Source organism: Streptomyces sp. NPDC051555 (assembly GCF_044454405.1).
Classification (GTDB): domain Bacteria; phylum Actinomycetota; class Actinomycetes; order Streptomycetales; family Streptomycetaceae; genus Streptomyces.
In genome coordinates, this window is record NZ_JBITDP010000002.1 from 620,344 (window position 1) to 637,016 (window position 16,673).

Sequence of the window (16,673 nt, forward strand, 5' to 3'; positions counted from 1 at the left end):
CGCCGACCCGTTCGTGCTTCCCGGACCGCTGTGGTTCACAGGCCGAGCTCGTTCTCGATGAAGTCGAAGACCTCGTCGCGCGACGCGGACCGCAGGCGCTCGGCCGCCGCCTCGCGGGGCGCGGCCGAGGACCAGCGCTCCGCCAGGGCCGTCAGCCTGGCCAGGACGTCCGGCGAGGGGGCGGCCTGGGCCGCGACCGCGGCGAGCCTTCCCTCGAGACGGTCGATCTCGGCGAGCACGGACTTCTCCGAGAGTTCGCCCTCACCCAGTTGGGAGCGCAGGTGCTCCGCGAGTTCGGCCGGGGTGGGGTAGTCGAAGATCGCGGTGGCCGACACGGCGAGCCCGGTGGCCCCGGTCAGCCGGTTGCGGAACTCGACCGCCGCGAGCGAGTCGAAGCCCACGTCGCGGAACGGCTTGTCCGCCTCGATCCCCGCGATCCCCGTGTGTCCGAGCACGACCGCCGCATGGGTGCGCACCAGCTCGGTCAGCGCCTGCTGCCGCTCGGCGCCGGAGAGCCCGGAAAGGCGTCGGACGAGCTCGGCGGCGCCGTCCTCGACGGGCTCGGCAGGTGCCTGCGCACGCAGGGCCTCGGGAAGGTCGGACAGCAGGGTGCTGGGCCTCGTCGAGGTGTACGACAGGGCGAACTTCTCCCACTCGACGTCGGCCACCGTCAGGCAGGTCACCCGCTGGTCGATAGCGTGCCGGAGCAGGTCCAGCGCGGTGTCGGGTGCGAGCGCCCGCACGCCGCGTCGGCGCAGTTGCGCCTCGGCGTCGCCCTGGGCCGCCATGCCGCCCTCGCTCCACGGCCCCCACGCCACGGAGGTGGCGACGGCGCCGCGCGCCCTGCGCCGTTCGGCGAGCGCGTCGAGGTAGGCGTTGGCGGCTCCGTAGGCGCCCTGTCCCGCACCACCCCAGATGCCGGCCGTGGAGGAGAACAGCACGAACGCGTCCAGTTCGGTCTCGGCGAAGGCTTCGTCGAGGTGGCGTGCGCCGTCGACCTTGCCCGCGCTGATGGCGGTCACCTCGTGCGCCGGTGTCTCGTCGATGCGACTGGTCTGGGTGACGCCCGCGGTGTGCAGCACCGACGTGACGCGCACACCGTCGGCGGCGAGCTCGCCGAGCAGCGCGTCCAGCGCGCCCCGGTCGGCGACGTCGCACGCGGCGATGGTCACCGTGGCTCCCAGGCCGATCAGTTCGGCTTCCAGGGCCGCGGCCCCGGGAGCCCGGCGGCCCCTGCGGCTGGTCAGCACCAGGTGTTCCACGCCAGAGCGCGCCAGCCAACGGGCCACGTGGGCGCCCAGGGCGCCGGTGCCGCCGGTGACCAGGGCCGTGCCGCGCGGGGAACGGCCCACGCTGTCCACCGTGACCGCGAGGGCGGCGCGCCGCAGCCGCCGGGCGAGGATTCCGCCGACGCGCAGCGCCACCTGGTCCTCGCCGGTGGTCCCGGTCAGGACGGCGCCCAGGCGTGCGGTGTCCCGTGCCCCGAACTCCTCGGGCAGGTCGATGAGACCGCCCCAGCGGTCCGGGTGCTCCAGCGCGGCCACGCGGCCGAGGCCCCACACCTGCGCCTGCCCCGGCCTGGTCTCCTCGGCGGCGACGGCGACGGCGCCCTGGGTGACGCACCACAGGGGTGCCGACACGTCCGCCTCGCCCAGGGCGCGCACCAGCGCGTGGGTGGCGGCCAGCAGCCAGGCGTCGCCCGGTCCCTCCGCCAGCGCCAGGAGGGACAGCACTCCGCGCACGGGTGTGTCCGCGACCGCCGCACGGAGCCGCTCGGCGAGGGTGTCGGGGTCCGTGGCGCCCTCCAGGTCGGCGGAGACGTCCACGGTCACGACATCGAGGCCCTGCCGCTCCAGCGTGGCCACACACTCCGCGGCTGCCGTGCCACCCGCGGTGATCTTCAGCCAGGTGCCGGTCGGTTGTGCGGCCGGTTCGGCGAGGGGACGCCAGTTCACGTCGTAGCAGAGCGCGCCGAGGTCGGAACGCTCCTTGGACCTGCGGCGCCAGTCGGCGAGGACCGGAAGGATCTCCCGCAGCGGCGCCTGCCGCTCCCCCTCGTCGACGCCCAGGGTGCGGGACAGGACCTCGATGTCCTCGCCCTCCACCGCGGACCAGAAGGCCTGGTCGAGCTCAGAGGCGTGCTCCTCACCGGTGGCGGCGGGGGCGTCCAGCCAGTAGCGCTGTCGGTTGAAGGCGTACGTGGGCAACGCGACCCGGCGCCCGGGACGCAGCACCGGCCACGAGACCGCAGTACCCCGCACATGCAACCGCGCCAGACCCTGGACGAACGAGGCCAACTCACCCTGCCCCACCCGCACCGAAGGAATCGCGACCACACCCTCACCACGACCCTGCACCAGACCCGAGAGCACCGCCTCAGGACCCACCTCGACAAAATCGGTCACACCCCGACCCACCAAGCACTCCACACCATCCCCGAACCGCACCGCCTCCCGGGCATGCCGCACCCAATACTCCACCGAAGCCAACTCACCCGCCACCGCCAGCGAACCGGTCACATTCGACACCACAGCCACACCCGGCTCACCGAACGACACCGAACGCAACACCGCCGCGAACTCCTCCAACACCGGCTCCACCAAAGGCGAATGGAACGCCTGACTCACCCGCAACCTCCGCACGCGACACCCAGCCGCCCGCGCCAGCTCCTCCACCCTCCCCACAGCCACCTCAGCACCCGAAACAACCACCGAAGACGGCCCGTTCACCGCACCCACCGACACCGAACCACCCACCCCGACCCCAGCGATCCACCCCAGAACCTGCTCCTCCGACGCCTCCAACGACACCATCACCCCACCCACCGGCAACGCCTGCATCAAACGCCCACGCGCAGCCACCACCCGCACCGCATCCTCAAGCGACCACACACCCGCCACATACGCCGCAACCAACTCACCCACCGAATGACCCATCACAAAATCAGGCCGCACCCCACACCGCTCCAACAACCGGAACAACGCCACCTCAAAAGCAAACAAACCCGACTGCGTATACACCGTCTCATCAATCAGACCCGCTACATCCGAACCCTCCTCAGCCCACAACACCTCACGCAAAGGCACCTCCAACAACCCGTCAAAAGCACCACACACCTCCTCGAACACCTCACCGAACACCGGCAAAGCCACCAACTCACGCCCCATACCCACCCGCTGAGACCCCTGACCCGAAAACACCAGAGCCAGGGATCGACCCGACTTCGCGCGGTCCAGGACGGTGTGCGGATCGGGCTCGCCGGAGATGACGGCGTCGAGGCCGCGCAGGAGCTCCTGGCGGGTGTGGCCCGTGACCACGGCGCGGTGCTCCATGGCGGAGCGTGCGGAGAGCAGCGACCAGGCAACGTCCCCGTCGGACGCCTCCGCCACCGCCGCGGACTCCCGCAGCCGCGCGGCCTGCCCGCGCAACCCCGCAGCCGAACGCGCCGACAGCACCCAGGGCACGACAACACCCGTCGACTCCACCGACGGCTCGGCGAGAGGAGCATCCGCGGGCACGGTCGCCGGATCGGCCGGCGCCTGCTCCAACACCACGTGCGCGTTCGTACCGCTGATGCCGAACGAGGAAACGGCCGCCCGGCGCGGACGCCCCGTCTCCGGCCACGCACGACTCTCCGTGACCAGCTCCACCGCACCCGAAGCCCAATCCACATGCGGCGTCGGCTCATCCACGTGCAATGTCTTCGGCACCACACCGTGCCGCAGGGCGAGCACCATCTTGATGATCCCGCCGACACCGGCGGCTGCCTGCGTGTGACCGACGTTGGACTTCAACGAGCCCATCAGGAGCGGTTGTTCGCCGGCGCGGTCCTGGCCGTAGGTCGCGAGGAGCGCCTGGGCCTCGATCGGGTCGCCGAGCGTGGTACCGGTGCCGTGCGCCTCGACGACGTCGACCTCGGCAGCCGTGACACCCGCACTGGCCAGCGCCTGACGGATCACCCGCTGCTGCGAGGGGCCGTTGGGCGCGGTCAGGCCGTTGGACGCGCCGTCCTGGTTCACCGCCGAACCCCGCACCACGGCGAGCACCTCGTGCCCATTGCGCCGCGCGTCCGACAAGCGCTCCACAAGGAGCAGGCCCACGCCCTCCGACCACGTGGTGCCGTCGGCGCCGGCCGCGAAGGACTTGCAGCGGCCGTCGGGCGCCAGGCCCTGCTGGCGGCTGAACGAGACGAAGGAGTCCGGGGTCGCCATGACGGCGACGCCACCGGCCACGGCCAGGGTGCACTCGCCCTGCCGCAGCGCCTGCACCGCCTGGTGCAGCGCCACCAGCGACGACGAACACGCCGTGTCCACCGTCACCGCAGGACCCTCGAACCCGAACGTGTAGGAGATGCGGCCGGTCGCGATGCTGCCGGTGTTGCCGTTGTCGAGGAAGCCCGCGAGCTCCTCGGGGACGGAGTGCAGCCGGGCGGCGTAGTCGTGGTACATGAGCCCGGCGAACACGCCGACCCTGCTGCCGCGCACGGCCGCGGGGTCGATCTGCGCGTACTCGAACGCCTCCCAGGTGGTCTCCAGGAGGAGCCGCTGCTGCGGGTCCATGGCGAGCGCCTCGCGCGGCGAGATCCCGAAGAACTCGGGGTCGAAATCAGCGGCGTCGTGCAGGAATCCGCCCTCGCCGACATAGCTGGTGCCCGCGCGCCGGCCGTCCCGGTCGACGAGCTCGCGCACGTTCCAGCCGCGGTCCTCCGGGAACGGCGTGACACCGTCCCTGCCCTCGGCGACCAGCTGCCACAGTTCCTCGGGCGTGCGGACGCCGCCGGGGTAGCGGCAGCTCATGCCGATGATGGCGATCAGGTCGTCGTCGCCGGACACCACCGGCGCCGCGAGGGCCGGGGCCGCCGCGTCGACTTCGTCGCCGACGAGTTCGGCGCGCAGGTGGCGGGCGAGCGCCACCGGCGTCGGGTAGTCGAAGACGAGGGTGGCGGGCAACCGCACCCCGGTGGCCGTGGCCAGCTGGTTGCGCAGGTCCACCGCGGTGAGCGAGTCGAATCCGAGCTCGGAGAAGGCCCGGTCGGAGTCCAGGTCGCTGTCGGGCGCGTAGCCGAGTGCGGCGGTGACGTGCCGCAGCACCAGCTGCAGCAGCGCCTCTTCGCGGGCGGCGGCGGACAGTGCGCGCAGCCGGTCGCGGAGCCCGCCGGTGGGTTCGGCGCCCGCGGCCCGCCGGGTGGTGGCGCGGACGAGGCCGCGCATCACCGGGGGGATTCCGGCGGCTTCACCACGGGCGGCGGCCGGGTCGAACGCCATCGGGACGAGCACCGGTTCACCCGCGGCGAGCGCCGCGTCGAACAGCGTGAGACCGTCCTCGACGGACAGGGCCGACATGCCGCCGCGGGAGGCGCGGGCGCGGTCCTGCTCGCTCATGACGCCCGACATGGTGCTGCGCTGCTCCCACAGGCCCCAGGCCAGCGCGTGCGCGCTGAGCCCCTGGGCCCTGCGGTGCTCGGCCAGGGCGTCGAGGAAGGTGTTGGCCGCGGCGTAGTTGGCCTGGCCGGCCGCGCCGAGGATGCCGGCCGCGGAGGAGAACAGGACGAAGAAGTCCAGGTCCGAGGTGAGTTCGTGCAGGTTCCAGGCGGCCTGCGACTTGGGCCGCAGCACGGTGTCGACCCGCTCGGGGGTCAGCGAGGAGATGACCCCGTCGTCCACGACGCCCGCGGAGTGCACCACACCGCGCAGCGGCCGATCGGCAGGGATGCCCCCGAGGACGGCGGCCAGGCTGTCCCGGTCCGCCACGTCGCAGGCGGCGACCGTGGTCTCGGCGCCGAGAGCGGCGAGTTCGGCCACCAACTCCTGCGCACCCGCGGCCTGCGGGCCCTGGCGGCCGAGCAGCAGCAGATGGCGTACGCCGTGCTCGCCCGCCAGGTGACGGGCCACGGCACTGCCGAGGACGCCGGTGCCGCCGGTGATGAGGACGGTCCCGTTCGGGTCCCAGAGCGGCGCCTCCTCGTCCTCGGTCTGCTCGGCGGGGGCGGCCGGGGCCACGCGGGCCAGTCGGGGCGCCCACAACGCGCCGTCGCGGAGAGCCAGTTCGGGCTCGCCCGCCGCGAGGGCGGTCCGCAAGCCCGGCACCAGGAGCGCCGCCGTGCCCTCGGCGGGATCGGCCGGAAGGTCGAACTGCACGATGCGGTCCGGGTGTTCGGACTGGGCCGAGCGCAGCAGACCGCGGGCCGCGGCCTGCGCCGGGTCGGGGCCCAGTCCGGCGGTGGTGGCCGCGAGGATCGCCGCGTTGCGGGTGAGCAGCACCAGCCGGGACGGGGCGAACCTGTCGTCGTCGAGCCAGGCCTGCGCCGTCTCCAGCGCCCAGACGGTGGCAGCCTTCGTGGCCTCCGGTACGTCGGCCGAGGAGTCGGGGCAGGCGACGACGACGGTCTCCGGCACCGCGGTTCCCGCGTCGATCACCGCGGCGAGGTCAGCGAGATTCCCGTACACCTCGCTGTCGACGTCCGCGGCGCGGACGAGCACGGCGGCGTCGTCACCGATGACGGCCCAACGGGGCCGGGAGGTGTCGCCCGCCACCGGGGGCAGTTCGACCCAACCGGGGCGGTACAGCCAGTCGTTGTGGCCGCGCGCTGCGCGCAGCTGGCCGCCGGTGACCGGGCGCAGGACGAGTTTGTCGACGGAGGCCAGCAGCTGCCCGCTCCCGTCGGTCATGGTGACCGTGACAGCGCCGGCACCCGCCGGGGCGAGACGGACACGTACGGCGGCCGCACCCGTGGCGTACAGGCGCACGCCTTCCCAGGCGAACGGCAGGCCGCGCGGCGACTCGTCGTCGCCGGAGCCCTCCAGTAGGGACACGCCGTGCAAGGCCGCGTCGAGCAGCGCGGGGTGCAGGCAGAAGTCGCCCGCGTCGCCCGCGTCGCCCGCGTCGCCCGCGTCGCCGCCCTCGGGCAGCCGCACCTCGGCGAACACCTCGGAGCCGCGGCGCCACGCCGCCGTGAGCCCCTGGAAGCTGGGGCCGTAGGCGAAGCCACCCTCTCTCATCGTGTCGTAGAGGCCGTCCACCTGGGCGGGTTCGGCGCCCTCCGGCGGCCACGCCTGGGATGCGGGGAGCGGCCCTGGTGCCGCCTGGGCCGGGGACATCACACCAGTGGCGTGGGTGACCCAGGCTCCGGCGTCGCCGGTCCTCGCGTACACCGCGAAGGAGCGACGTCCTTCCTCGTCCGCGTCGTCCGCCGTCAGCTGGACCCGCGCGGTGACACCTTCGGGAAGCACCAGCGGGGCGTGCAGCGTCAGTTCCTCGACGCCGGCGCAGCCGACTTCGTCGCCGGCCCGCAGCGCCATCTCGACGAATCCCGCGCCGGGGAAGAGCACGGTGCCGAGCACCGCGTGGTCGGCCAGCCAGGGCAGCTCCGCCAGCGAGAGCCTGCCGGTGAGGAGCACGCCGTCGCCATCGGCCAGGCCGACCCTGGCGCCGAGCAGCGGGTGCCCTGTGGTTTCGAGGCCCACGGACCCGATGGCCGCGTCCACACCGGCCGGTGCGGAGCGCCGGGGCCAGTAGCGCTGTCGGTCGAAGGCGTACGTGGGCAACGCGACCCGGCGCCCGGGACGCAGCACCGGCCACGAGACCACAGTGCCCCGCGCATACAACCGCGCCAGACCCTGGACGAACGAGGCCAACTCACCCTGCCCCACCCGCACCGAAGGAATCGCGACCACACCCTCACCACGACCCTGCACCAGACCCGAGAGCACCGCCTCAGGACCCACCTCGACAAAATCGGTCACACCCCGACCCACCAAGCACTCCACACCATCCCCGAACCGCACCGCCTCCCGGGCATGCCGCACCCAATACTCCACCGAAGCCAACTCACCCGCCACCGCCAGCGAACCGGTCACATTCGACACCACAGCCACACCCGGCTCACCGAACGACACCGAACGCAACACCGCCGCGAACTCCTCCAACACCGGCTCCACCAAAGGCGAATGGAACGCCTGACTCACCCGCAACCTCCGCACGCGACACCCAGCCGCCCGCGCCAACTCCTCCACCCTCCCCACAGCCACCTCAGCACCCGAAACAACCACCGAAGACGGCCCGTTCACCGCACCCACCGACACCGAACCACCCACCCCGACCCCAGCGATCCACCCCAACGCCTGCTCCTCCGACGCCTCCAACGACACCATCACCCCACCCACCGGCAACGCCTGCATCAAACGCCCACGCGCAGCCACCACCCGCACCGCATCCTCAAGCGACCACACACCCGCCACATACGCCGCAACCAACTCACCCACCGAATGACCCATCACAAAATCAGGCCGCACCCCACACCGCTCCAACAACCGGAACAACGCCACCTCAAAAGCAAACAAACCCGACTGCGTATACACCGTCTCATCAATCAGACCCGCAACATCCGAACCCTCCTCAGCCCACAACACCTCACGCAAAGGCACCTCCAACAACCCATCAAAAGCACCACACACCTCCTCGAACACCTCACCGAACACCGGCAAAGCCACCAACTCACGCCCCATACCCACCCGCTGAGACCCCTGACCCGAAAACACCAGAGCCAAGCGACGGACGCCCGCGGTGACGTCGCGCACCACGTTCCCGGCCGGCTCTCCGGCGGCCAGGGCCTCCAGGCCCGCCAGGAACGCGGCGCGGTTCTCGCCGAGCACGACGGCGCGGTGTTCCATGGCGGATCGTGCGGAGAGCAGGGACCAGGCAACGTCCGCGTCGGACGCCTCCGCCACCGCCGCGGACTCCCGCAGCCGCGCGGCCTGCCCACGCAACCCGGCAGCGGACCGCGCGGACAGCACCCACGGCACCACAGCACCCGAGGACTCCACCGACGGCTCGACGGGAGAGGTATCCGTGGGGGCAGTCCGACCATCGGCCGGCGCCTGCTCCAGCACCACGTGCGCGTTCGTACCGCTGATGCCGAACGAGGAAACGGCCGCCCGGCGCGGACGCCCCGTCTCCGGCCACGCACGACTCTCCGTCACCAACTCCACCGCACCCGACGCCCAATCCACATGCGGCGTCGGCTCATCCACATGCAACGTCCTCGGCACCACACCGTGCCGCATCGCCTCGACCATCTTGATGACGCCCGCGACACCGGCCGCGGCCTGGGTGTGGCCGATGTTGGACTTCACCGAGCCGAGCAGCAGCGGCTCGCCCTCGGGCCGGTCCTTGCCGTACGTGGCGAGCAGCGCCTGGGCCTCGATCGGGTCACCGAGCGAGGTTCCGGTGCCGTGCGCCTCGACGGCGTCGACGTCGGCGGTGGTGAGCCCGGCGTTGGCGAGCGCCTGGCGGATGACGCGCTGCTGCGCGGGACCGCTCGGCGCGGTCAGGCCGTTGGACGCGCCGTCCTGATTGAGCGCGGAGCCACGCACCACGGCGAGCACGTCGTGCCCGTTGCGCCGCGCGTCCGACAACCGCTCCACCAGGAGCAGGCCCACGCCCTCCGAGAAGCCGGTCCCGTCCGCGTCCGCGGAGAACGCCTTGCAGCGGCCGTCCTGGGACAGTCCACGCTGCCTGCTGAAGGAGACGAGGAGTCGAGGAGTCGGCATGACGGCGACGCCACCGGCCACGGCCAGGGTGCACTCGCCCTGCCGCAGCGCCTGCACCGCCTGGTGCAGCGCCACCAGCGACGACGAACACGCCGTGTCCACCGTCACCGCAGGACCCTCGAACCCGAACGTGTAAGAGACGCGGCCGGAAGCCACGCTGGCCGCATTGCCGGTGAGCAGGTGACCGTCGAGACCGTCCTCCGTGGTGAACAGGTCGGTGCTGTAACCGGAAACGGCGCCGCCGATGAAGATGCCGGTCGGGGTGGAGCGCAGGGTGCCGGGGTCGATGCCGGCCCGCTCCAGCGCCTCCCAGGTGGCCTCAAGGAGCAGCCGCTGCTGCGGGTCCATGGCCAGGGCCTCGCGGGGCGAGATCCCGAAGAACTCCGCGTCGAAGTCCGCGACGCCGTCGATGAATCCGGCGGTACGGGAGTAGGAGCTGCCCACGCGGGCCGGGTCCGGGTCGAACACGGCGTCCACATCCCAGCCGCGGTCGGTGGGGTAGTCGCCCATGGCGTCGCGTTCGTCGGTGAGCAGTTGCCACAGCTCTTCGGGCGAGCCGACACCGCCGGGGAAACGGCAGCTCATACCGATGATGACGATCGGGTCGTCGTCGGAGGCGACAGTGACCGGTACGGCGGTGGGGGTTACACGGTCCCGGCCGCTTTCACTGTCGATACCGAGCCGGATGGCGACTTCGGCGGCGAGGGCTGCGGGCGTGGGATGGTCGAAGACAGCGGTCACCGACAGGCGCAGCCCGGTGGCGGACCCGATCCGATTGCGCAGCTCGACAGCGGTCAGCGAATCGAAACCGATGTCGCGGAAAGCACGGTCGGCCTCCACCATCTCGGCGGTGCCGTGGCCGAGGACGAGGGCGGCCTGGGCACGCACCAGCTCCGTCAGCTCGCGGTCGCGCTCAGCCGGGGCCAGCGCAGCCAGGCGCTCGCGCAGCCCGTCGCCACTGCCCACGGAGGTGTTCGCGGCCGCTCGCTTGGCCGTGGTGCGCACCAGAGCACGGAACAGCGGCGCCAGAGGGCGCTGCTCGCGCAGCGTCGCCAGATCGAGACGAACCGGAACGGTGTGCGAGAGCGGCAGGCGCACCGCCACGTCGAAGAGAGCAAGACCCTCCTCCGTGGCGAGCGCCCTGATACCGGCCCTGCGCATCCGGTCCAGGTCAGCGGTCCCCAACGCACCGGTCATCGCACTGCGATCCGCCCACAACCCCCACGCCAGAGAATGCGCGGGCAGCCCCTGGACGCGCCGCTCCTGCGCGAGAGCGTCCAGGAAGGAGTTCGCCGCCGCATAGCCGCCTTGCCCGGGAGAACCGAAGACTCCGGCAGCCGAGGAGAACAGCACGAACAGCGCGAGGTCCCGGCCACGAGTGAGCTCATGCAGATTCCACGCCGCATCCACCTTCGGACGAAGCACCGTATCCAGACGCTCAGGAGTCAGCCCGGCAACGACACCATCGTCCAAGGCTCCAGCGGCGTGCACCACACCACACAGCCCGTCGAGCCCGTCCAGGAGAATACCGAGGGCGGCACGATCGGCGGCGTCGCAAGCCTCCACGCGCACGCTCGCACCCAGCGCGCTCAGTTCGGCAACCAACTCCCCAGCGCCCGGGGCATCCGGGCCCCGGCGGCCGGTGAGCACCAGATCCCTCACACCATGCTCAACAACGAGGTGGCGGGCCACCGCCGACCCAATGACACCCGTACCACCAGTCACCAACACGGTCCCGGTCAACGCGGACCGCGGGTTGGTCAGGACCACCTTGCCGATGTGCCGGGCCTGACTCATATGCCGGAAAGCCTGCGGAGCCTGACGCGTATCCCACGCGGTCACCGGCAGCGGCACAAGCTCCCCACGAGCGAAAAGCTCAGCCAAGTGCGTGAGCATCTCACCAAGCCGATCAGCACCCGCCTCACCCAGATCGAAAGCCCGATAGCGCACCCCACCATGGGCCGCCGCCACCTCCTCCGCATCACGGATATCGGTCTTGCCCATCTCCAAGAACCGGCCACCCCGCGGCAGCAACCGCAGCGAAGAGTCCACGAACTCCCGCGCCAGACTGTTGAGAACAACATCAACACCCCGGCCCCCGCTCTGCTCCAAGAACCGGTCCGCGAACTCCACACCCCGCGAGGAAGCCAAACGCCCCGCGCCGACACCGGACTCACGAACCGTGGACCACTTGCCCTCACTCGCCGTCGCATACACCTCGACCCCAAGGTGCCTGGCCAACTGAACCGCGGCCATACCCACCCCGCCCGCCGCCGCATGCACCAACAACGACTCACCCTCACGCAACCCGGCCAAATCGACCAACGCGTAATAGGCAGTCAAAAACGTCACAGGCACCGACGCCGCCCCAGCGAACGACCACCCAGCAGGCATCGCAACAATCATCCGACTGTCGGCCACCGCCGAGGGACCCGCATACGAACCGGACAACAGACCCATCACCCGATCACCCACCGCGAACCCGGACACCCCCGGGCCCACCTCCGTCACCACCCCCGCACCCTCACTACCGAACAACGCCTCGGTTTCGGGGACAGCGCCGTCGCCATCAGCACCCGACAGCCCCGCAGTTTTGGCGACGACGCCCAACGCTACGAGTACGTCACGGAAGTTGACGCCGGTGGCACGTACGGCGACCCGCACCTGCCCCTCTCCGAGGGGCTCGGCGGCGCGCGGGGCGGCCACCAGGCGCAGCCCGTCCAGGGTGCCGCCCGTTTCCAGTTCCACCCCCCAGACGTCCGCGTCGGGCAGGGCCAGGGTGCCGGCGCCGGTGGTGGAGACCCGACCGAGCCGGGGCACGAACACCGTGCCGGAACGCAGCGCGAGGGCGGACTCGTCAGCGGCCACCGCATCGGCGACCGCGGCGGGCAGGGCCGCGGCGGACTCCGCGGCCCCGTCCAGGTCGACCAGCAGGAAACGCCCCGGATTCTCGGAGGACGCCGTGCGGATCAGGCCCTGCACCGCCGCCTGCCCGGGTTCGGGCCGCTCGCCAGGTGCCACGACAACGCCTGTGCGGGTCACCACCGCGAGGCGCGCCTCTTCCAGCTCCGCGAGACCGAGCCACTCCTGCACGGTGGCGAGCACGGAGGCCAGCATCGCGCGGATGGCGGCGGGGGTGTCCCCGGTCGCGGTTCGCAGGCAGGGCAGGAGCACGGTTTCGGGCACGGCGCCGCCACGGCGGACGCTCTCGGCGAGCGCGGCGAGGTCCTCGTAACTCGGCAGACCGAGCTCTCCCAGACCATCACCCAGGACCACGGCGGAACCGGGAACAGCAGTGAGGTGACCAGACCTGCCGGGCAGCAAAGCCCAGTTGAGCTCGTACAGCGATTCAACGCTCTGCCCGGAGAGCGTGTCAGCGGTGAGCGGGCGCGAGGTGAGCGTGTCGATGGTGAGCACCGGAAGGCCGGTGCCGTCGGTCAGCCGCACCGCGATCGAGTCAGCGCCCGTCGGCGTCAGCCGGACCCGTGCCGCGGTGGCGCCGGTCGCGTGGAGGCGAACCCCGGCGGCGGAGAACGGCATCATCCGCTCGCCGCCGTCCTCCAGCAACGTCACCAGACCCGTCTGGAGCGCCGCGTCGACGAGCGCAGGGTGCACCCCGAACCGCCCGGCATCCCGCTCGGCGCCCTCCGGCAGTACGACATCGGCGAACAACTCCTCGCCGCGCCGCCACACCGCCCGTACGCCCTGGAAGATCGGACCGTAGCCGTACCCGGTGGCCGCCAGGCGGTCGTAGAACCCGTCGATGTCCACGGCCTGCGCGCCCGCGGGCGGCCAGGCGGTGTCGGCCGTGGCCTGCTCATCGGCGAGTGCGTCGGGCGCCGCGATCAGCAGCCCCTCGGCGTGGCAGACCCACTCCGCACCATCGTCCTCCTGGCCCGGCCGCACCGCCCGGGAGTGCAGGCGCGCCGCGCGCCGGCCCTGCTCGTCGGGAGAATCGACGGCGACCTGGATATCGACCCCGGCGTCGCCGGCCGGTACGACCAGCGGGGCCTGCAGGACGAGCTCGTCAAGGATCTCACAGCCAACGCTCTCGCCCGCCCGCAGCATCAGTTCGAGCATGGCGGCCCCGGGCACCAGGACCCGGCCCAGCACCGCGTGACCGGCGAGCCAGGAATGCGTGTGCAGGGAGATCCGGCCCGTGAAGAGGTGGCCCTCGCCGTTCGCGAGCGTGATACCGGCAGCCAGCAGCGGGTGACCGAGCGAGGAGAGCCCGGCCCCGGACACCTCAGTGGTACCGGCCGCACCGTCCATCCAGTAGTGCCGGCGTTGGAAGGCATACGTGGGCAACCCGACCCGGCACGCACCACTGCCGGCGAACACACCCTGCCACTCCGGCTCCACACCCCGCACCCACAGCTCCGCCAGCGAAGTGAGGAAGCGCCGGACACCGCCCTCCTCACGCCGCAACGTGCCGACCCCGTGCACCTCCACGCCCACGGCCTCACCGGTCTCCTCCACCGAAGACGTCAGCACCGGATGCGGACTGACTTCGACGAAGGTGGTGTGACCCGCAGCAATCAGCTCCCCCACCGTGTCGAGGAACCGCACCGGCTGCCGCAGATTGCGGTACCAGTACTCCGCATCAGCCGCACCGTCCTCAAGGAGCCCACCCGTAACCGTCGAGTACATCGGTACGTCACCCGCACGCGACACCACCGGAGCAGCCAGCTCCAGCAAAGCCTCACGCAACTGCTCCACCTGCGGAGTGTGCGACCCGTAATCCACCGGAATACGACGCGCCCGAACCTCATCCCGCTCACACACGGCCATCAGCTCGTCCAGCGCTTCGGCCTCACCAGCCACCACCGTCGAACGCGGACCATTGACCGTGGCAACGCTGACCCGACCCGCCCAGGGCTCGATCAACTCCAACGCCGCGACCTCGCCGAGCGGCACGGACACCATGCCACCCTGGCCCGCCAACTCCCGCCCGATCAACTGACTGCGCAACGCCACAATCCGCGCCGCATCCTCCAGCGAGAGGACCCCAGCCACCACAGCAGCCGCCAACTCACCCTGCGAATGACCCACTACAGCAGCCGGCTGGACACCCGACGCACGCCACACCGCCGCGAGCGACACCATGACCGCCCACAGCATCGGCTGGACCACATCCACCCGATCCAACGACGGCGCACCCTCACGCTCCCGCAGGACATCGACCGGAACCCAATCGACATACGCCGCCAACGCAGCCGCACACTCACCGAACCGCTCCGCGAACACCGGCGAAGAATCCAACAGCCCCACCGCCATCCCGGCCCACTGCGAACCCTGACCCGGGAAGACGAACACCACGTCCGAAGTGCCCTCCGACGCCACACCCGTGACCACACCTGCCGCCGGTCCGCCTTCTTCCAGGGCCTGCAGGGCGGCGAGCAGTTCCTCCTGGTCCGCGCCGAGCAGCACGGCCCGGTGCCCGAGTGCCGCCCGCGAAGATGCCAGCGACCAGCCCAGGTCGGCGATCGAGGACTCGGAGGAGGCCACGAACGGGCGTAGCCGCTCCGCCTGCCCGCGCAGCCCGGCCGCCGACCTGCCCGAGAGCACCCACGGCACGACACCACCGCGGGAGACGAGGCCGGCCGGACCGGACTCGACCTCGGCCGCGGCCTCGGGAGTCTCCTCGGCCGGGGCCTGCTCAAGGATGATGTGCGCGTTCGTCCCGCTCACACCGAACGACGAGACACCCGCACGGCGTGCGCGGCCCGTCTCGGGCCACGGACGCTCCTCGGTCACCAGCTCCACGGCGCCCGCGGTCCAGTCCACATGCGGCGTGGGCTCATCGACGTGCAGCGTCTTGGGCACCACACCGTGCCGCATCGCCTCGACCATCTTGATCACACTCGCCACACCCGCGGCAGCCTGCGTGTGACCGATGTTGGACTTCAGCGAGCCGAGCAGCAGCGGCCGCTTCTCGGGCCGGTCCTGGCCGTACGTGGCGAGCAGCGCATCCGCCTCGATCGGGTCGCCCAGCTTGGTACCCGTGCCATGCGCCTCGACCACGTCCACCTGCGCGGGAACGAGTCCGGCGCTGTCCAGCGCCTGCCGGATCACCCGCTGCTGCGCGGGGCCGTTGGGCGCGGTCAGACCGTTGGACGCGCCGTCCTGGTTGACCGCCGAACCACGGATCACGGCAAGCACCTGGTGGCCGTTGCGGCGCGCGTCCGAGAGCCGCTCCACCAACAGCAGGCCCACACCCTCCGCCGCGCTCATACCATCGGCGGAGGCGGCGAACGCCTTGCAGCGACCGTCCCGCGCCAGCCCCTGCTGCCGGCTGAGCCCCACGAACACTTCGGGCGTCGACATGATCATCACGCCGCCCGCGAGCGCCATCGAGCACTCGCCGAGCTGCAGCGCGTTGATCGCCAGGTGCAGCGCCACCAGCGACGACGAGCACGCCGTGTCGACGGTGAGTGCCGGGCCTTCGAGGCCCAGGGTGTAGGAAATCCGGCCGGAGATGACGCTGTCGGCGCGGCCGGTGAGGAGATAGCCCAGCGCCTCTTCGGGGGCGGTGGTCGGATCGCCGTACCCGTGGAAGCTGGAGCCCACGAAGACACCGGTGTCGCTGCCACGGAGCGTGGTGGGGTCGATGCCGGAGCGCTCGAACAGCTCCCAGGAGGTCTCCAGGAGCAGCCGCTGCTGCGGATCCATGGCCAGGGCCTCGCGCGGGGATATCCCGAAGAAACCGGCGTCGAACTTCCCCGCGTCGTGCAGGAATCCGCCCTCGGCCACGTACGAGGAGCGGGGGCGCTCGCCGGTCACGTCGATCAGCGAGGCAGGATCCCAGCCGCGGTCGTCGGGCAGGCCCGTAATGGCGTCGCCGCCCTCGGAGAGCAGCTGCCACAGGTCCTCGGGCGAGTCGACACCGCCGGGAAGGTGGCAGCTCATGCCGACGATCGCCACCGGCTCGCTGCCGGCCGACTCCACGGCCTTCAGCCGTGACTTCGTCTCCTTCAGCTCGGCGGTCACGCGCTTGAGGTAGTCGAAGAGCTTCTCTTCATTCGGCATGCGCGGCGGGTCCATTCCTTAGCAGCACTAACAGGGTCGGCAGTCGTGTTCCGGGTGGAGTCACAAGGGCGGCGCGCAGCGCGTCCGGCCGGTGCG

The 16,673-nt window shown here is 71.5% G+C and carries 1 protein-coding gene and 1 pseudogene; both read right to left on the bottom strand.

Annotation, left to right across the window (positions count from 1 at the left end):
• Positions 1-35: 35 nt before the first annotated feature.
• Complete coding sequence (locus ACIBEA_RS07130) at positions 36-12,824, bottom strand: type I polyketide synthase (protein ID WP_399259057.1); 12,789 nt, start codon at positions 12,822-12,824, stop codon at positions 36-38.
• A 102-nt stretch (positions 12,825-12,926) separates the two neighbouring features.
• Positions 12,927-16,538, bottom strand: a pseudogene (locus ACIBEA_RS07135) (type I polyketide synthase); the annotation flags it as partial.
• Between the last annotated feature and the right edge of the window lie 135 nt (positions 16,539-16,673).